This window comes from Nocardia sp. NPDC055029, assembly GCF_053608525.1.
Map to the genome: position 1 here is coordinate 1 of NZ_JBSGVQ010000006.1, position 18,415 is coordinate 18,415.

An 18,415-nucleotide genomic window follows, 5' to 3' on the forward strand; every position below is an offset into this window, starting at 1 on the left:
ACCACCAGCCACAACCCCCCGGCGAATCTTCCCGGGACCCGGCCGCCGCACGCCATCGTCCCTGTGCGGAACGATGGCGAGCGGCATGGTGGCGGCGGAATAGCCCGCGTCGCCGGGTGACTGGGCGATACGCAGTGCATAGCCACCCACACCCCTGCCGGCGGACCCGGTGGATCGGTCGCTGTACCCGCTGGATGACCCGGTCAACTCCACCGAGCGCTCAGCCAAGGTGTCGGAATCGTCTGCGGTACGACCTGCGGTCATTCACATCAACAGGGGCACACCAGGGTCGATGATTCGGTTGCGACTGCCTCGGTGGAGGCGCGACCCGCAGCGTTTCCGGAAGTGCCTGTAGGACAACCGATGTAGAGGTGCGTGCTCAATCGCAGATGGCAGGTCTGCGCCGACTCTCACGGGACAGCTCTCGTGCTCTCCAGCGGCTGTGGATCGGCGTCGGGCGGTCGTGCAGCTGAGGCAGTGGGGACCGGGATACCGAAGGGGAGTGATCGATCGGCAATTGTTGCTGGTAGCGGTGGGAAATATCGCGTGGGTGTCGGTGGGGGCGGGCACAATAGGCTGATGGCAGGACTCGGGGGAGCGCCGAAATTGATTGCGCTCGATGTGGACGGAACTCTGTTGGCGACGGGGTTCGCGATCAGTGCGCGGGTCGCGGCGGCGGTGGGGGCCGCGGTGGCGGCGGGAGCGCATGTCGTGGTGACGACCGGCCGCACCGTGCTCACGACGCGGCCGGTACTGAAGGAATTGGGGCTCACCGAAGGGCACGCATTGTGTTCCAACGGGGCCGTGCATGTGGACGTCGCGCGCGGTGAACCGGTCGCGGTGCAGTCGTTCGATCCGGGGCCGGCCGTACTGGCCTTGCGCGCACTGTTTCCCGACATGATCTTCGCGGCCGAACGGGTGGGCGAGGGCGTCTGGGCGACCGGCCACGGACCGGGGGAGTTCTCCATCGGCGAGTTCCAGCTGGTCGACCATCACATGCTGAGCAGTGTGCCGACGCCACGGCTCAACGGCTGGTGGCCCGGTGGAAGCGCCGAGGAGATGGTGCGGTTGCTCGCCTCGCTGGTGGTACCCGACACCTCGTGGGTGCACGGCGAATTCGGCCCCTGGCTCACCGTGTCCCGGCGCGGGGTGTCCAAAGGCTGGGCGCTCGAACGACTCCGACGCTCCCTTGGCGTCGAACCGGAGGCCACGCTGGCCATCGGCGACGGCTTCAACGATCGCGAGATGCTGCGCTGGGCGGCGCATTCGGTCGCGATGGCGGGCTCGCCCGACGCGGTGCTCGCCCTGGCCGACGAGGTGACCGGCGACGTCGCCGAGGACGGTGTCGCCACCGTCCTCGAGCGCTGGTTCGCCGCCTGACCTGTCAGGCCGAGGCCGCCGCAGCCCGGTCGGCGGTCATCGCGACGAAATGCGGGTTGCTCATGATCCCGAGGACATTGCCGAACGGATCGAGCACCGCCGCGGTCGCGAACCCCGCACCCTCACCGCGCTCGGTGATCGGCTCGTACTCGGTAGCTCCCAGCTCGAGCAGGCGGGCGAAGGTGGCGGCGAGGTCCTCGACATGCCAGAACACGACACCGCCGCCACCGGGGGCGTTGCGCGCCCCCGCGGGAGCGTAGGCGCGATTGATGATGCCGAGTTCGGCCTGCATCGGCCCGACCCGGAACTCGTAGTAGCCGCCCGGCACCTCGTAATACGGTGCGATGCCGAGGAATTCGGCGTACCAGTCCTTGGCGGCGGTGAGGTCGTCGGCGTAGTACGTGGTGGTGGCCATTCCGCGCAGCATGTCTGCTCCTGTGTCGTCGTTGTGGTGAGGACAACTCTGCCAGCCAAAGTGCTCACCGAATGAGCACTTTGTTCGGCAGAATCACCGAGTATGCGAGCGGACAGATTGGTAGCCACCCTGCTGTTGATGCAGGCGCGTGGCCGGGTGACGGCCGCCGAGGTCGCCACCGAACTCGAGGTGTCGGTCGCGACCGCGCGCCGCGACCTGGAGGCATTGTCGGCGGCGGGCATCCCGGTGTATCCCCAGGCCGGGCGCGGTGGCGGCTGGTCGCTGATCGGCGGCGCCCGCACCGACCTGTCCGGGCTGACAGCGGGTGAGACGCGGGCCCTGTTCCTGCTGGCAGGCCCCGCGGCGCAGGCCGCACCCGAGCTGAAGTCCGCACTGCGCAAACTGGTGCGGGCGCTGCCGCACACCTTCCGGGAGGACGCGGCCGCCGCGGCCGATGCGGTCGTCGTCGATCCCGCCCGCTGGGGCCGTCCGGATCCGGAACCGCCTGCCGCGCTGTCACTACTGCAGCAGGCGGTGGTGGATCGCCGCCGGGCGCGCATCGAGTATGTGCGATCAGGGGAGCGCACCGTCCGCACGGTAAGCCCCTGGGGACTGGTGGAGAAGGAAACGGTCTGGTACCTGATCGCGGGCACCGACCGCGGCCGCCGGACCTTCCGCCTCGACCGGATCGGCGAGGTCACCGTTCTCGACGAAACAGCCGACCGCCTTGCGGATTTCGATCTTCAGGCCGAGTGGTCGCAGATCGTCACCCGGATGGAGCAGCGTCGCGCCGCCGTGGCCGCCACGGTCCTCGTCTCCGCCACACTGGCACCGATCCTGGCCGATCAGCAGGGCCGCAACTGCACCCTGCTCGGGCCTTCGGACGACGGCCGGGTCCGCGCCGAGATCACGGCCGACACCGCGAAGATGGTCGCCCGGCAACTGGCGGGTTGGGGCGCCGACGTGGAAGTCGTCGGGCCGCCGGAAGTCCGGGCGGAACTCGTCGCCCTTGGCACCGAGCTGGTGCGTGGCAACAGCTGACCGGACCGCGGAACCGGCTGCGCGATGCAGCCGGTTCCAGGCTGGGTGGAAGCGCCTGCGGGTCAGGACCGCGCGGGGCGGCGACCAGGCGCACTTCGCCGTCGATGCCCGCTAGGCGCGATCGAGTCGTCCGGCCAGGGCGTGGACGACCGCACTCGCCGCCACCGCGTGCCCGCTCATCGTGAAATGGATGAGGTCGGCACTCATCAGATCGGCGCGCGTGCGCACCGGGTGATCCCAGAACTCCGTGAGCACCGCATCGTATTCTGCTGCTACCGACCGGATCACGTCGTTCATGGCGGCCATCCGCGGCCGCATCGCGCGCATCGGCGCCATCCGCTCGATCTCCCAGACGTCGGCCACCGTGAACGCGGACACCTGGGCCCCCGCCTCCGTCAGCGCCGCGAACATCGCGGACAGGTTCTCCCGCAGCCGACCCAGATCGCCGCCTGCCTCGAACAGATCGTTTCCGCCGCAGCTGACGTGCACGAGATCCGGTGCGAATTCCAGGATCTCGGGCAGCTGGCGTTCGCGAACCTGGGTACTGGTGGCGCCGATCCGCCCGGTATTGCGATAGGCCAGTGCGGGATTGACCGCGGATAAAATGGCCGCGACCCGGTCCGCCCAGCCGGTGGACGCGTAGCCGGGGCTCGGGTCGCCGGTGCCCGCGGCGAACGAGTCGCCCAGCACCGCGAAACGCTGCCACGGTGCACCGCGCAGCAGCGCGACGGCCTCGTCGGGGGAGATCAGCAGCGGGTCGTCGGCCTCGGTGAACTGCGCGGACAACGGTGTGGTGGAAGACATCTCGAAACTCCTAGCTCTGGTCGGCCGCACGGGCGTGCGACGGCACGGCGAGCAGCAGGGCTACCGCGACGCCGATCACCGCGCACACGGTGAACAGGGTGTGGAAGGCGCGCACGGCGTCGTCGGGGACGGCGGTGAAGACGGCGGCGAGCATCGCGACACCGAGCGCGCCACCTCCCTGCCTGGCGGTCACCGTCATGCCGATGCCCGCCGCGAACTGTTGCGGGGGAACCGAACTCGCGGCCGCGGTGCCGAGCACCGTAATGACGATGCCGATGCCGCCACCGCCGAGCAGCCCGGCGGGAACCCACGCCGACCACAGCGCCGGGTCGGGTCCGAACGCGTCGGTGCTCATCCACACCAGCGCGGCCGTGTACATCAGCGCGCCGACCACCCCGGCCCAGCGCTGACCCTGCGGTGTGGTGATCCGGCCGGCGAGTACCGAGGTCACCATGGCGGCCACCGCGCCGACGGTGAGCGCCGCCGCCGACTCGAGCACCGAATAGCCCCAGAGTGTGTCCAGGAACATCGGCCCCGCGAGCAGCCAGGCGAACATCGTCGCACCGAAGAGGAACGAACCCGCGTTGGCGAACGCGAATTGCCGGTTCCGCCACAGTGATACGGCCACCGCCGGTTCAGGGTGCCGCGTCGAGCGGACCAGCGCGAACACCACGAGCGCGGTGCCGCCGATCAGTGCGAGCAGCGTGCCCGGTGCGGTCCATCCCCAGCTCTGGCCTTCGGTGACCGCGGCGATGACGGCACCGAGGCCGAGCGCGACGGCGAGGATGCCGACCGGATCGGGCAGCGCGGAGTCGCGGCGCGTGTCGTCGACGACGGGCAGGCGCAGCCCCGGCACGATCAGCGCGATCGCGATCGGCACGTTGACGAGGAAGACCGCGCGCCAGCCGAGACTCTCGACGAGCGCGCCGCCGACCGCCGGACCGACCACCGCGGCGAATCCGCCCGCGGCCGACCAGGCGCCGATGGCCGAGCCGATCTTCTCCCGCGGCGTGGCCGCCAGGACCAGACCGAGCGCGGCGGGCACCATGAACGCCGCTGTCATGCCCTGCAGGACGCGACCGGCGATGAGCCAGCCCGCGCCGGGTGCGAGCCCGCACAGCAGCGAGGTGAGCGCGAAGCCCGCCAGCGCCAGCGCGAACAGCCTGCGCCGTCCGAGCGCGTCGGCGAGGCGGCCCGCCGGGGTGAGCAGCGCGGCGAAGGCGACCGCGTAGCCGCTGACGATCCAGGTCAGGGTGTTGGTCGGGGTGCCGGGGTAGGTGGTCGCGATGGTCGGGAACGCGATGTTGACGACGGACAGATCGAGAAAGGCGATGAACGCGGCGCCCGAGGCTACGGCCAGGGTGCGGCCCGCTGCGCCGGTGCCGGCCGTCGTGCTGGTCGGTGGATCTTCGGGCCGCGCGGAAACGTCGGTCATGGGGAGTCCTTTGCAGGAGAGAAATAAGAACGTACGATCGTTCGTAGGTAAAAGTACGACCGATCGTTCACTCATGCAAGAGGCGGTGGAACAATGGTTTCCATGACCCAGCTGACCGAGCCCGGCGATCAACGACTGGCCAAGGGTGCCCGCGCCAGGGCGACCATCGCGCGCCGCGCCGCCGAACTCGCCTCCATCGAGGGGCTGGACGGTCTCAGTATCGGCATGCTCGCCACCGACTTGGGCATCAGCAAGAGCGGCATCGCCACGCTGTTCGGCACCAAGGAAGCGCTCCAGCTGGCCGCCGTGCAGGCCGCCCGTGACGTGTTCATCGAACAGGTCATCGCGCCGAGCCTGCGCGAACCGCGCGGCATCGGCCGGATCCGGACGTTGATCGATCGATGGTTCGCCCATATCGACGAACCGCCCTTCCCCGGCGGCTGCTTCCGCGTCGCCACGCTGACCGAATTCAGCAGCAAGTCCGGCCCGATCCACGACGCCGTGGTCGCCGATCGTGACGAGTGGTTGGCTCTGTTGGCCGACGAGGTTCGCAAGGCGCAGGAACTGGGCGACTTCGCCGGCGCCGACCCCGAGCTCCTGGTGTTCGAGCTCGACGCGGTCGTGAGTGCCGCCAATATCGCCCGCCAGATCGGTGATTCCGCGCGAGTCGACGCCGCCCGGTCCATCGCGACCCGACTCCTGTCCCCGGGGCCGACCGGTACCGCCTGATTCCAGATCCGGGGGGATGAACGCGGACGGCGCCGGTACCCATGTCGGGTAGCAGCGCCGTCGTGCGGGGAACGTTGTTCAGTGGTGGTGTGCGTGCTGCGGCGCGGCAACGCCCGCGGTCAGGGTGAACGCGGCGGTGCGGACGACATCGCCGTGCTGGAAGTCGAGGAACAACCGGTAGGTGCCCGGACCGGGAACCGCTGTGTGGAAGGTGATCTCCGGTCCCGCCGGGGTGATCCCGTCGCCCGGTTCGCCAGTGGGGTGCACGTGCACGTAGGCGAGATCGCCTGCCCGCAGGATCACGAGGTGGCCGAAGGCGGCCAGGTAGGGCTGCAGATCTGTCACCGGCACACCGTCTTTGCGCACGGTCAGCGTCAGCAGGTCGCCCTCGGTGCGCAACTCGCCGTCCACGGTCACCTCGTAGCCGTCTACCTCCGTGGTCCGGTCGACCACCGGAACCGGCTGCGGCGCATAGTGACCCGCGATGGCGAGATCTGCGCCGAGGGTGATCGTCCGGCCGAGGGCGCGCGGCGCGATGTCGGTGAACACGCGGTAGGCGCCCGCCTCCGGCAGGTCGAGGCGGATCACCCAGGTGCCATCGGCCTCGCGCACCGGATGGACGTGCCAGAACCCGGTCAGCTCCCGCCGCGCGACGATCAGATGCAGTTCGCGATCGTGAATCGGATCGAACTCGGTGACCGCGGTCCCGTCCGGCCCGAGGATCCGGAACCGGAAGTCGATACCACCCGGCTCGGCGATCGTGGTCTCGAGATCGAGCGTGTACCCGTCCTGGGTGACCAGCAGGCCGCCGGGGGCTCCCGCGGCGTGGCCTGCGTGGGCGTCACCGTGGCCTGCGTGCGCGTCGACGGGGGTGCGCTCGGGTGCGGCGTGCCTGCCGTGATGCTGGTGTGCCGCATGGCCGTCGGTATCGGTTCCGTGCCCGGCGTGGTTGTCCTGGTGTCCCGCGTGCGCGGGCTGGGTCGCGGTGTCAGCGTGACCGGCGTGGGTGTGGTGTCCGGCGTGGGCGTTGGTGGTCATCGTTTTCGCCTCTCAGTTCGCTGTGCTTCTGACAGGAAATGTATACCCCTAGGGGGTATGCAGTAAAGGCGATGGCCTGTGAACTGGGTCACGCGTGGAGTGAGGTTAAGCGGCGGGGGATCCCGACGACGTGGGACGCGGGCGATGCGCACGAACGTCCACGGGACGCCCATCGGGATCGTGCGCCGTCATCGTCCATTGCGTGGGCAGCGTCTCGATCGGTCCCACCGGCCATCCGGCCTCCAGGATCCGATCGCGCACCGCGCGCAGTTGGGCATGATTCCCTACTCGCAGCCCCCAACCTCCCCGGCCCAGCGGGTCGGTGTCGGTGCGCGGAAAGGTCGCGGTTTCGACGATCATCAGGTGGTCGTTGCCGCCGACGTCGACCACCGCTATCCGGGGATCGAACGGAGTCGCCGCGCGCTCGAAGGCGAGTACCGCCCCGAGCAAGTCGGTGTAGAACGCCACGAGCCGGTCGAGGTCGGCAGTGGCGAGCGTCAGATGATTGATTCCGAGAAGATCGGGCATGGTCGGCCCCACTGTAGTGCGGCCGCGGAAACTCAGGCGGTGAGTTCGAGCTCCGCCGCGATCGAGCTGTCGTAGCGCGCCCAGACCACGTCGGTCAGCGCGGAGTGCGCCCCGATGACGCCCGCGTGCACGACATCGGGTGCCGCGGCGACGAGCCGATCGGTGAGCAGCCCGGGCGCGAGGAACCACGGCGCCACCACGATCCGCTCGGCACCACGGGCCCGCAGCCGGTCGATCGCGCCGCTGATACCGGGTTCTACTGTCGCGAAGCACATTTCGGTGCGGAGCCCGGTTCGGGTCGCCAATCGTCTCGCTACCGCGGCGGTCCGCCGATTGGCGGCCGCGTCTCGCGATCCGACCGCGGCGACTGCCACGCCCAGCGATCCCGCGTGCCCCTCCGCCGGACCGAACCCCCCTGGGAGACAGCCGGTTATGCCGAAGGAGTGCGCCGGTATCCGGTCCGCGCACGGTGGGACGGAGGTGGCCGCGTCGATCCGATCGGCCAGCGCGTCGATCAGTCGCGGGTCGGCGCCGAGAACGTCGGCCTGCGTGAGCTGCAGTCGGGGATGACGGCGACCCGCATCGGCGAGCAGCGCGGGCAGGTCGACGCGGGCGTGGAAAGCGTTGCCGAGCAGAAGAGGAACGACGATCGCCTCGGTGTGTCCCTGGGCGGCGAGGTCGTCGACGACCTGGTCCACCGAGGGCGCGCTCAGATCGAGGAACGCGAGCCGGACGGTGAGATCCGGTCGGGCAGCGGCGACTTCGGCGACCGCGGCCGCCATCGTCGCCGCCGAACGCGGATCGCGGCTGCCATGGGCGACCGCGATCAGCGCGGGCTCGCCGCCGCCGCGCGGCGCCACAGCGGGGCCGCGCAGCGGGGCGAGCGTGCGATTCATCAGACCGCGGTACCGACCTCGACGGAGGTCAGCACATCGCCGACCAGGCCCGCGGCGAGGGTGTTGCCACCGGCGGGGTCGATCAGCAGGAACGACCCGGTGTGCCGGTTGGTGCGGTAGTCGTCGGCCGGGATCGGCTCGGCCAGCCGCAGCGAGACCCGGCCGATGTCGTTGAGCTCCAACGACTCCGGGCTCTCCTGCGCGGTCAGGGTCTGCTCGTCGAAGCGCTCGACGAGCGCGCCGACGATGGCCTGGGTGGTCTTGGCGCCGTGCTTGAGCAGCAGCCGCGCGCCGGGGCGCAGTGCCTTGTCGCCGAGCCAGCAGACGGTCGCGTCGAAGGTATCGATCGGCTCCGGCGCGTCGGCCGGGGAGGCGATGATATCGCCGCGCGAGATGTCGACCTCGTCGGCGAGCAGCAGCGTGACACTGCGACCCACCTGCGCGACCGCCAGCTCACCGTCGGGGGTGTCGACGCGCTCGACGGTGGTTCGCTTGCCCGAGGGCAGCACCACGATCTCGTCGCCGGGGGAGACCGAACCGGCCGCGATCTGACCCGCGTAGCCGCGGTAGTCGGGGTACTCGGCGGTGCGCGGACGGATCACGTACTGCACGGGGAAACGCAGGCCGAGCGCGTGCGTGCCGGTCGAATCCGCGTCCACCGGAACCGATTCCAGGTGCTCGATGAGCGAGGGACCGTCGTAGTACGGGGTGTTGGCCGACCGGCTGGCGATGTTGTCACCGTGCAGCGCGGACACCGGGATCTCGAGGACGTCCTCGTCGGCCCAGCCCAGCTTCGAGGTGAGGGTGTTGAACTCGGACGAGATCTCGGCGAACACCTCGGCCGGGTTGTCGACCAGGTCGATCTTGTTCACGGCCAGCACCAGCTTCGGCACGCCGAGCAGCGCCAGCACGGCGGCGTGGCGGCGGGTCTGCTCGATGACGCCCTTGCGCGCGTCGACCAGCAGGATCACCAGCTGCGCGGTGGACGCGCCGGAGACCGTGTTGCGGGTGTACTGCACGTGCCCCGGGGTGTCGGCGAGCACGAAAGAGCGCTTGGGCGTGGCGAAGTAGCGGTACGCCACGTCGATGGTGATGCCCTGCTCACGCTCGGCGCGCAGACCGTCGACGAGCAGCGACAGGTCGGGGGTCGACAGACCCTTGTCGACCGAGGCGCGGGTGACGGCGTCGATCTGATCGGCCAGCACGGACTTCGTGTCGTAGAGCAGCCGTCCGACCAGGGTTGACTTGCCGTCGTCGACAGAACCGGCGGTGGCCAGCCTCAATAGGTCGGACATCAGAAATAACCCTCTCGCTTGCGGTCTTCCATCGCGGCCTCGGACACACGGTCGTCGCCGCGAGTAGCACCACGTTCGGTCAGTCGGGACGCGGCGACCTCGGCCAGGATGGCCTCGTTGTCGGCGGCGTCGGAGATGATGGCGCCGGTCGTCGAGCCGTCGCCGACGGTGCGGTAGCGCACCGACCGGGTCTCGAGCACCTCGTTGTCGTTCGGGCCGCCCCACACACCGGGGGTCATCCACATGCCGTCACGCTGGTACACCGGACGCTCGTGGGCGTAGTAGATGCTGGCCAGATCGATGTCCTCGCGGGCGATGTAGCGCCAGATGTCGAGCTCGGTCCAGTTGCTCAGCGGGAACACGCGCACGTGCTCACCGGGTGCGTGCTTGCCGTTGTAGAGGTTCCACAGCTCGGGACGCTGACGCTTCGGATCCCACTGGCCGAAGGCGTTGCGCAGCGAGAAGATCCGCTCCTTGGCGCGCGAACGCTCCTCGTCGCGCCGGCCGCCGCCGAAGACCGCGTCGAAGCGGTGCTCGGTGATGGCGTCGAGCAGCGGGACGGTCTGCAGCGGGTTGCGGATGCCGTCGGGACGCTCGGTGAGGCGACCGTCGGCCAGGTACTCCTCGACCGAGGCCACGTGCAGGCGCAAGCCGTACTTGTCCACCACCTTGTCGCGGAACTCGAGCACCTCGTCCAGGTTGTGCCCGGTGTCGACGTGCAGCAGCGCGAACGGCAGCGGCGCGGGCCAGAAGGCCTTGAGCGCCAGATGCAGCAGCACCGTGGAGTCCTTGCCGCCGGAGAACAGGATCACCGGCCGCTCGAACTCGCCCGCGACCTCACGGAAGATGTGGATCGCCTCGGACTCCAGCGCCGCGAGGGTGTCGAACTCGGTCAGGCCGAGGTCGCGTTCGGTGGTGTCGGTACTCACAGGCTCACTCCCGGTGGTGGTGATGGTCATGATTGGTGCAATCCGCATTCGGTCTTGGCGAGGCCGGCCCAGCGGCCACTGCGCGGATCGGACCCCGGCTCGGGCTTGCGCGTGCACGGTGCGCAGCCGATGGACGGGTAGCCCTCCTCCACCAGGGGATTGACGAGGATGCCGTTGGCCTCGATGTAGGCCTGCATCTCGTCGTCGGACCACGGTGCGATCGGGTTGATCTTCACCAGGCCGAAGGCTTCGTCGAAGGAGATCAGCGGCGCGTTGGCGCGGGTGGGCGCCTCGACCCGGCGGATGCCGGTGATCCACGCGTTGTAGCCGGCCAGCGACTTCTTCAGCGGAACGACCTTGCGCAGCCTGCAGCATTCGGCGGCGTCACGGGCGAACAGATCCTTGCCGAGCAGCTCGTCCTGCTCGGCGACGCTGTGCTCGGGACGCACGTTCACCACGTTCACCCCGTACACGGCCTCGACCGCGTCGCGGGTGCCGATGGTCTCGGCGAAGTGGTAGCCGGTGTCGAGGAACAGCACGTCGACGCCGGGACGGGTCTGCGCGGCCAGGTGCACCAGCACGCCGTCCTGCATGTTCGAGGCGACGATGTAGTTGTTGCCGAACGTGCGGTCGGTCCAGGCGATCAGGTCGGCGGCCGAGGCCTCGGTGCCCAGTTCGGCCGCGCCCTGCTCGGCGATGGCGCGCAACTCGTCTTCGGACAGCTTCGCGGCGAGATTCGTTGTCACTGTGGGGATCTCCTCATCGACTATCGGAGGTCGGCCTCGTCGGCGCGCACTGCCCACACCGCGAAACGTTCACCGGATTCCCGGTTCTTGACGAAGTTGCGGACGACGCGATCGATGTAGTCGCCGAGCTCGACGCTGGTCACCTTGTGCTGACGCAGCTTCCGGCCGAACCCGCTGTCCAGGCCGAGGCTGCCACCCAGGTGAACCTGGAAACCCTCGACCTGATTCCCGTTGCCGTCGTCGACGAGCTGGCCCTTGAAGCCGATGTCGGCGATCTGGGACCGGCCGCACGAGTTCGGGCAGCCGTTGATGTTGATGGTGATCGGCACGTCCAGCTCGGCATTGATGTCGGCCAGGCGCTGCTCGAGCTCCGGCGCCAGCACCTGCGAGCGCTTGCGGGTCTCGACGAAGGACAGCTTGCAGAACTCGATGCCGCTGCAGGCGAGCAGGTTTCGCCGCCAGATCGACGGACGGGCCTGCAGGCCGAGCGGTTCCAGCTCGTCGATCAGCGCGTCGACCTGGTCGTCGGCGATGTCGAGGATGATCAGCTTCTGGTACGGGGTGAACCGGATCCGGTCCGAGCCGTACTTTTCGGCGGCGTCGGCGACCTTGCTCAGGATGGTGCCCGAGACGCGACCGGCGATGGGGGAGAAGCCGACGGCGTTGAGACCGTTGCGCAGCTTCTGCACGCCGACGTGGTCGATCGGCTTGGCCGGCTGCTCCGGCGCGGGACCGTCGATCAGCTTGCGCTTCAGGTACTCGTCCTCGAGCACCTGACGGAACTTCTCGATGCCCCAGTCCTTGATCAGGAACTTCAGGCGGGCCTTGGTGCGCAGGCGGCGGTAGCCGTAGTCGCGGAACAGCGAGACGACGGCTTCCCACACGTCGGGAACCTCGTCGAGCGGCACCCACGCGCCGACCCGCTTGGCCAGCATCGGGTTGGTCGACAGGCCACCGCCGACCCACAGGTCGAGGCCGGGGCCGTGCTCGGGGTGGTTCACGCCGACGAAGGCGACGTCGTTGATCTCGTGCACCACGTCCTGCTGACCCGAGATCGCGGTCTTGAACTTGCGGGGAAGGTTGGAGTACTCCTTCTTCCCGATGTAGCGCTTGACGATCTCGTCGATCGCCCAGGTCGGGTCGATGATCTCGTCGAGGGACTCACCGGCCAGCGGCGAACCGAGGACAACACGCGGGCAGTCGCCGCACGCCTCGGTGGTGTGCAGGCCGACCGATTCCAGCCGCCGCCAGATCTCCGGGACGTTCTCGACCTCGATCCAGTGGTACTGGACGTTCTCGCGGTCCGAGAGGTCGGCGGTGTCGCGACCGAACTCGGTGGAGATCTGGCCGATGGTGCGCAGCTGGGCGGCATTGAGCGCGCCCGCGTCGCAGCGCACCCGCATCATGAAGTACTTGGCTTCGAGGATGTCGATGTTGTCGTCGTCGGTCCAGGTGCCGTCGTAGCCCTCTTCGCGCTGGGTGTAGAGACCCCACCAGCGGAAGCGGCCGCGCAGATCGGCCTTGTCGATCGAGTCGAAGCCGCCCTTGGCGTAGATGTTCTCGATGCGCGCGCGCACGTTGAGCGGGTTGTCGTCCTTCTTGGACTGCTCGTTCGGGTTCAGCGGCTCGCGGTAGCCGAGGGCCCACTGGCCTTCGGAGCGGCGGCGGACCGGCTTGCCGGTGCGCTCGCGCGGCGCGACGGGGGCTTCGCTGCGCGGCCGATCGGGCCGCACGCGGCGTTCGGCTGCCGGGCGCTCGGGGCGGGCCTGCGCCGTCGACTGTTCGGTCGAAGCGGCGTCGGTGCTCGACGTCATGTGGGGTCGCTCCTGCGGGGTGGGTGGTACATCCGTGCTGAAGGCGCGAGGGGCTGGCTCGCGTCAGGTGGTCAGCGGGCCGATGAAAGTCGATGGCACCGGGGGAAACCCGGGCGTGGACGCCGCTGCGCTACCGGGGGAAACCGGGCCGACAGCAGGCGCTGCAGACACGCTGGAAGTCGACGTGGCGCCGGGCCACGAGTCGTACTCCAGTTGCGTGCATGGGCCTATTGTGCCATGTCAGCCGGGTCGTTCCGACCGCAAGGAGATATTTCCCGCACTTTTGGGGGAAATTCCCTGGACGGCCGTCCCGTTCTGTGACGGGGGTCATAGTTCACCGACCGGAAGCGACCGGTGATTCGTCATGGACCCTCCATGTGCGGTGCGGCACAGCGCATTGACCTGGAGTGTCGTTGAGGTTGCACGGTGGGTCACATGAGCAACGACATCACCGTGACAGGCCAGACCCCCGGCGAGCTCGACACCGAACTCGCGGCCATCACCGCCGTGGTCGACACCATCGCCCACGCCCAGGACAACGAACTGATCGACGAGTTCACCGCCGTCTTCCGCGCCGACGCGATCTGGACCACCGGCCACGGCAAGCGGCTGTTCGGGCGGCCCGCGATCGCCGAGTTCACCGCCGAGGTGCTGCCCGGAGCGACTACGCACGGTAAGGCGACCTACGAGATCGAACATGTGCTGTTCCTGCGGCCCGATGTCGCCGCCGTCAAGATCCGGCAAAGCTACTTCACCCTCGACGGCGAGCTGTCCGGGCAGGGCACGCCCATGTACGTGATGACCAAGGAAGACGGCGCCTGGGTCCTCACCGCCAACCAGAACACCCTCGTGGTGACGGACTGACGCGCTGAGTCGCTTGCCGGGCGAAGGGGCCGTGCGGGGACGTTCACCAGGGCCCGGCAGACTGGAGGGGTGACTACCAGCGCTGCTCCCGGGGCTCCCGGCGTGACACCGGCCGATGCCGATCGGCCGGTGCTGCGCGATTTCGGGGGCGGCGCGTTCGGGGTGTACGTGCATGTCCCGTTCTGTGCGACGCGCTGCGGGTATTGCGACTTCAACACCTATACGGCGGGGGAGCTGGGGACGTCGGCGTCGCCGCAGTCGTGGCTCGAGGCATTGCGCGGCGAGCTGGCGACCGCGGCGGGCGAGTTCGCCGCGTTGCCGAGCGAGACGCCCGCGGTGTCGACCATCTTCGTCGGCGGCGGGACGCCGTCGCTGCTCGGCGGCGACGGGCTGGCCTCGGTCCTCGACGCGGTGCGCGCCAACTTCACCCTGGCGCCCGGGGCCGAGGTGACCACCGAATCCAACCCGGAATCCACCTCGCCCGAGTTCTTCGAGCGCATCCGGGCTGCCGGATACACGCGGGTGTCGCTGGGCATGCAGTCCGCGGCGCAGCATGTGCTGAAGGTGCTCGATCGCACCCATACGCCGGGGCGCGCGGTCGCCGCAGCGAAGGAAGCAAGGGCTGCCGGGTTCGAGCACGTCAACCTGGACCTCATCTACGGCACCCCCGGCGAGACCGATGCCGATCTCGACGCGAGTCTCGATGCCGTGCTGGCCGCCGGTGTCGACCATGTCTCGGCCTACTCCCTGATCGTCGAGGACGGAACCGCCTTGGCGCGCAAGGTCCGTCGCGGTGAACTGCCCGCCCCCGACGACGACGTCCTCGCCGGCCGCTACGAACGCATTGACACCCGCCTGGCGGAGGCGGGCCTGTCCTGGTACGAGGTCTCGAACTGGGCCGCGAACGATGCCGCCCGCTGCCGCCACAACCTCGGCTACTGGGACGGCGGCGACTGGCTCGGCGCCGGACCCGGCGCCCACAGCCACGTCGGCGGTGTTCGCTGGTGGAACGTCAAACACCCCGCTCGCTACGCCGACCGCGTCGCACTCGGCGGCCTTCCCTCCGCAGGCTGGGAAGCCCTCACCGACGACGAGCGCTACACCGAGCACCTCATGCTCACCGTCCGGCTCCGCACCGGGCTCCCGCTCCAGACCCTCGCGCCGTCGGCTCAGCCCGCCCTCGACCGCATCCTCGCCGACGGCCTCGCCGTCGTCGCCGACGACCACCTCGTCCTCACCGACCGGGGCCGCCTCCTCGCCGACGGAGTGGTCCGCGACCTGCTCGACTGACCCTCGAAAAACTGGTTTCCATGCCGCGCGGACCGTGGCACGATGCGCCGCGTGGCAACGTCGCGAAGTGAGCTGGTGCGGTGGCAGTTCGACCTGGTCTGGTCGCTGTTCGAGTTCCATCTGGAGCGGTTGTCGGCGGAGGATTTTCTCTGGGAACCGGCCGCGTTGTGCTGGACCATGCGCCCGGACGGCAGTGGCGGCTGGGTCGCGGACTGGGCGGACACCGAACCCGATCCGATTCCGGTTCCGACGATCGGCTGGCTGAGCTGGCATATCGGCTGGTGGTGGAGCGTTGCCCTCGATCATGTGCGGCACCGGCCGCCGCGCGAGCGGACCGATATCGCCTGGCCTGGACCGGGGTCGCCCACCGTCGAGTGGCTGCGGCGGTTGCGGGCGGACTGGATCGAGATCGTCGACACGCTCGACGATGCCGCGCTGGACTCCGGCTCGGCCTATCCGTGGCCTGCCGAGGCCGGACTGACGATCGCTCATCTGGTCTCCTGGGTCGATGCCGAGCTGATGAAGAACGTGGCCGAGATCGGTCAGTTGCGGTTACAACGAGCAGTGGGCGCCGGGTCGCCTGACACCTATTCGTGACCCGGATTTCCGGGTCGGCGGGTGCTCGGGGCCACATCGAGGATCGCCCGGTCAACGTCATGAGATGACGTGATGCACACCTCACCGAGGGCAGTTCGCACCGGGGTCGCGAAGTGGAAGGTTCGGTGGGTTCGGGGTCGAAGATAACGATTGGGGGCGTAGGCTTCGACTCGATCCTAGGGAGCTATATGTCCACCGAACGGCACATCACCCTCGTCCACGAGCAGAGCGAATTCGCTGAAGCGCGCTCTGCGGAGAAGGCGGAGAACGCGCGGCAGTGCGCGGTCGCCGCTCGCACGGTCGCGTCGCATTCCAACGACGCGGAAGATTGCGTATCGCTGCTGGCGATGCTCGGCCTGGATGCCCTCGCGGGCAAGCAGGTGGGCGCCGCTTCCTCCGCAGCCCGGAGCTGACCCGGTCTGGGCCGCCCTCTCGGGCGGCCCTCGCCGGTCGCTCGGATCGACCGTGTGGCTCGGTGCCCTCGGCTCGCTGGTAACGGCGGGCCTGAGCCGCAGCTCAGTGCTGCGTGCCCGGCCAGCCACCGTCCCCACCTCCGATCACGCCCCCGCTGACCGTTGGTCGCGGATTGCCAAGCAGTGCATCGGTATTCGCCTGTGTGATCAGGTAGTCCGGGAGCACACGCTCGGCTTCGCTGTCCGGCGTTTGCCCAGCGCAAGGCGGTACGGCGTAATGAAACAGTCGATCGAGCACGCGGGTCGGCGACGGCGTGGTCGGTGAGTTCGCCCCGACCACCGATCCTGCCGCGCCCGGCATGCTTCGCCCGGCACCTGGCCGCAGCGGTTCCGCGTCGTGCGCAGGCAAAGAGGGTGTGCCCCGGGCTGATTGATCGCCCGAAGCTATCGGTGCCGCAGCCAAGGCGGGCTGCGCGCCGCCCGCATGTGCCGACCCGCTGTGGCCCATCGACGTCATGGTTGGGTCCACCACCGACGTGACTGCCCCCGCAGCAGTACCCGGCAATCCAAGCCCGTCGAACAACGCCGAATGAAAAGCCGAACCCATGGTCACCGTCGCATCGCTTGCCCCCACCGAGCTGCCACCCGGCCCCACCGAGCTGCCACCTGGCCCCGCCGGGCGGTCGCCCCACCCCGTTGAGCCGCCATGCGGCCCCACCGAGTCGTTTCCCGGCCCCGCCAGGTCGCTGCCTAGCGCTGAGCCGTCATCGGACCTGGCTGACGCGCCGCCCGGTGCACTCGTAGCGAGGTCAGGAACAACGTTTTCCGAGCCGGTCGAGGCAGGTCCGAGCCTCGCTGCCCGGGTCGAGTGCGGTGAGTCCAGTGACTCCGACTGCGCGAACCCACCTTCGGCGCCACTGCCCGAATGCGCGCCGAAGATCTCGGCCGACCTGCCTCCGCGCACCAGCCGATCACCAGAATCCCCACCGGGAACGTCCCGCCGACTCGGCATGGGCAACACCGGAATCCGGGCATCTACTTCGCCGAAGGGCACCACATACCGCTCACGCATCGCGAGCCGCGCGTCCTCCAGCGCCGCGGTAGCCGCGCGATGCGACTCCGCCTGACCCGTCGCGAGCAAGGGCGGACCGACCTCGGCGACGACCTGTTCCGGGATCGCGTACTTGGTCGCCACGATCGCATCGGCCGCAGTCCGAACCAAGCCGGAGAACTGGTCCAGAACAGCGGTCAGCTCGCGAGCTTGCACGACATAGCTGCCGACAGCCGCACTCGAGGCATCAGCGGTGGCACCGGACCACCCCGCCGAGTCGCGCGTGGCCCGTTCGAAGGCCGCCACCCCGTCCTCCCACAAACGAGCGATCCGCGCGAACCTGTCCGCCTGCGCGACGGCATCGGTCACCTCGAGCGGCGCGAAGGCCGCGGCGATCTCCCGATGACGCCAACTCTGCGCGTTCTCACCACCACCCGGAATGCCACGCGGCTCATACGCGGTCACAGCGCCGTCTCCAGCAGATCAAGGTGTCCCGCAACCGATTCCGCCGACCGGACCCGCCCAGCCCACTCCTCGTCCGCGAGCATCACCCGATCCCGCACCACCAGACGCGTCGCACGGATACCGGCGACAACGCGCGCATGCTCCGCCATCACCGCATCGATGCTGTTCCCCTCGCCGCCGGCCTTCGCCCGCAACCGCGCCACCACCGTGGCGCCGGATATCAGCCGCGCATCACCTTCGCCCAGCCCCCAATGCGCCTGATCGCCGATCTCTCCGGCCAGCACCCTGATCTGGTCGATCACCCGCAGAAAATCCCCGCACCCCCGATCGAACCCGGCGAACTCCGCCGGATCCAGTGCCACCACCGTGGCAGCGGTGCTCCCGTTCTGCTGCATCACAAGCCCCTCCCGACCCGCCGACGACATCTGAAAACCGCTGGTAAACAGTTGAATCAGTGCCGAACGTACGCCGGTGCGCAGAGCTCGGCCAGCCCCTGTCTGCCGCTTGTGGATAAACCGCCGCCTGTGGATAACCCCGCCCACAGCAGCGATGTGAGCGGGCGAGCCGGGACCGGACAATTAGACTGGACAACGAGACGCTCCGAGCGTCCGCGTGCGAGTCTGTGCGGCGTACACAGCAGCACACGCGGGCCGATGACGTACCCGGCACGAGCGAGGAGGTGGGG

The 18,415-nt window shown here is 69.2% G+C and carries 19 protein-coding genes; 7 read left to right on the forward strand and 12 right to left on the reverse strand.

The window, feature by feature from the left end; all coding sequences use genetic code 11:
* The first annotated feature begins 579 nt into the window (after positions 1-579).
* A complete protein-coding gene (locus tag ACWF9G_RS07450) occupies positions 580-1,380 on the forward strand; it encodes an HAD family hydrolase (protein WP_379308628.1) in 801 nt (266 codons plus the stop codon).
* A gap of 4 nt (positions 1,381-1,384) precedes the next feature.
* Here ACWF9G_RS07450 and ACWF9G_RS07455 read toward each other — a convergent pair whose 3' ends face one another.
* Positions 1,385-1,807, reverse strand: coding sequence for a VOC family protein (locus ACWF9G_RS07455; protein WP_379308627.1), 423 nt, complete (start codon positions 1,805-1,807; stop codon positions 1,385-1,387).
* Between the two features lie 90 nt (positions 1,808-1,897).
* Here ACWF9G_RS07455 and ACWF9G_RS07460 point away from each other — a divergent pair, with 90 nt between their 5' ends.
* On the forward strand, positions 1,898-2,836 hold the full coding sequence (locus ACWF9G_RS07460; protein WP_452514408.1) for a helix-turn-helix transcriptional regulator: 939 nt from the start codon (positions 1,898-1,900) through the stop codon (positions 2,834-2,836).
* A 111-nt stretch (positions 2,837-2,947) separates the two neighbouring features.
* Here ACWF9G_RS07460 and ACWF9G_RS07465 read toward each other — a convergent pair whose 3' ends face one another.
* Together ACWF9G_RS07465 and ACWF9G_RS07470 are read right to left on the reverse strand one after the other, a co-directional pair.
* Positions 2,948-3,640, reverse strand: a complete 693-nt coding sequence (locus ACWF9G_RS07465) for an SGNH/GDSL hydrolase family protein (RefSeq protein ID WP_452514410.1) — start codon at positions 3,638-3,640, stop codon at positions 2,948-2,950.
* A 10-nt stretch (positions 3,641-3,650) separates the two neighbouring features.
* Positions 3,651-5,075, reverse strand: a complete 1,425-nt coding sequence (locus tag ACWF9G_RS07470; protein WP_452514412.1) for an MFS transporter — start codon at positions 5,073-5,075, stop codon at positions 3,651-3,653.
* Positions 5,076-5,177: 102 nt separating this feature from the next.
* Between ACWF9G_RS07470 and ACWF9G_RS07475 the strand changes: the two genes are divergently transcribed.
* The gene (locus ACWF9G_RS07475) at positions 5,178-5,804 is read left to right on the forward strand and encodes a TetR/AcrR family transcriptional regulator (RefSeq protein ID WP_379308623.1); all 627 of its coding nucleotides are present in this window, start codon (positions 5,178-5,180) and stop codon (positions 5,802-5,804) included.
* A 78-nt stretch (positions 5,805-5,882) separates the two neighbouring features.
* Here the strand turns inward: ACWF9G_RS07475 and ACWF9G_RS07480 are convergent, their stop codons facing one another.
* From ACWF9G_RS07480 to ACWF9G_RS07510, 7 genes are all read right to left on the reverse strand, one after another.
* Positions 5,883-6,842: a hypothetical protein gene (locus ACWF9G_RS07480; protein ID WP_452514414.1), complete on the reverse strand. Its 960-nt coding sequence runs from the start codon at positions 6,840-6,842 to the stop codon at positions 5,883-5,885.
* A 105-nt stretch (positions 6,843-6,947) separates the two neighbouring features.
* Entirely contained in the window at positions 6,948-7,370 is a 423-nt protein-coding gene (locus tag ACWF9G_RS07485; RefSeq protein WP_452514415.1) for a VOC family protein, read from the reverse strand.
* A 32-nt stretch (positions 7,371-7,402) separates the two neighbouring features.
* On the reverse strand, positions 7,403-8,266 hold the full coding sequence (locus tag ACWF9G_RS07490) for a sirohydrochlorin chelatase (RefSeq protein ID WP_452514417.1): 864 nt from the start codon (positions 8,264-8,266) through the stop codon (positions 7,403-7,405).
* On the reverse strand, positions 8,266-9,561 hold the full coding sequence (locus ACWF9G_RS07495; protein ID WP_452514419.1) for a sulfate adenylyltransferase subunit 1: 1,296 nt from the start codon (positions 9,559-9,561) through the stop codon (positions 8,266-8,268). Before ACWF9G_RS07495 ends, ACWF9G_RS07490 begins: the two co-directional genes overlap by 1 nt.
* Positions 9,561-10,538 (reverse strand): sulfate adenylyltransferase subunit CysD, encoded by a 978-nt coding sequence (cysD, locus tag ACWF9G_RS07500; protein WP_379308618.1) that lies wholly within the window; start codon positions 10,536-10,538, stop codon positions 9,561-9,563. Before cysD ends, ACWF9G_RS07495 begins: the two co-directional genes overlap by 1 nt.
* Complete coding sequence (locus ACWF9G_RS07505) at positions 10,517-11,236, reverse strand: phosphoadenylyl-sulfate reductase (protein WP_379308617.1); 720 nt, start codon at positions 11,234-11,236, stop codon at positions 10,517-10,519. The genes cysD and ACWF9G_RS07505 overlap by 22 nt, the downstream gene beginning before the upstream one ends.
* Before the next feature lie 20 nt (positions 11,237-11,256).
* Complete coding sequence (locus tag ACWF9G_RS07510; RefSeq protein WP_379308616.1) at positions 11,257-13,050, reverse strand: nitrite/sulfite reductase; 1,794 nt, start codon at positions 13,048-13,050, stop codon at positions 11,257-11,259.
* Between the two features lie 435 nt (positions 13,051-13,485).
* On the opposite strand from ACWF9G_RS07510, the gene ACWF9G_RS07515 reads away from it, so the two are divergent.
* The 4 genes from ACWF9G_RS07515 (at position 13,486) to ACWF9G_RS07530 (ending at position 16,214) form a co-directional block, all read left to right on the forward strand.
* A complete protein-coding gene (locus ACWF9G_RS07515; RefSeq protein WP_452514422.1) occupies positions 13,486-13,914 on the forward strand; it encodes an SgcJ/EcaC family oxidoreductase in 429 nt (142 codons plus the stop codon).
* 102 nt (positions 13,915-14,016) lie between these two features.
* Positions 14,017-15,204 carry a radical SAM family heme chaperone HemW gene (gene hemW / locus ACWF9G_RS07520; protein WP_452514584.1) on the forward strand — a complete coding sequence of 396 codons (1,188 nt, stop codon included), beginning with the start codon at positions 14,017-14,019 and terminating at the stop codon, positions 15,202-15,204.
* Positions 15,205-15,246: 42 nt separating this feature from the next.
* Positions 15,247-15,801, forward strand: a complete 555-nt coding sequence (locus tag ACWF9G_RS07525) for a DinB family protein (RefSeq protein ID WP_452514424.1) — start codon at positions 15,247-15,249, stop codon at positions 15,799-15,801.
* 188 nt (positions 15,802-15,989) lie between these two features.
* Positions 15,990-16,214 (forward strand): hypothetical protein, encoded by a 225-nt coding sequence (locus ACWF9G_RS07530; protein ID WP_189033064.1) that lies wholly within the window; start codon positions 15,990-15,992, stop codon positions 16,212-16,214.
* 103 nt (positions 16,215-16,317) lie between these two features.
* Here the strand turns inward: ACWF9G_RS07530 and ACWF9G_RS07535 are convergent, their stop codons facing one another.
* Positions 16,318-17,730: a hypothetical protein gene (locus ACWF9G_RS07535; protein WP_452514426.1), complete on the reverse strand. Its 1,413-nt coding sequence runs from the start codon at positions 17,728-17,730 to the stop codon at positions 16,318-16,320.
* The gene (locus tag ACWF9G_RS07540) at positions 17,727-18,125 is read right to left on the reverse strand and encodes a hypothetical protein (protein ID WP_379308613.1); all 399 of its coding nucleotides are present in this window, start codon (positions 18,123-18,125) and stop codon (positions 17,727-17,729) included. Before ACWF9G_RS07540 ends, ACWF9G_RS07535 begins: the two co-directional genes overlap by 4 nt.
* Positions 18,126-18,415 lie beyond the last annotated feature (290 nt).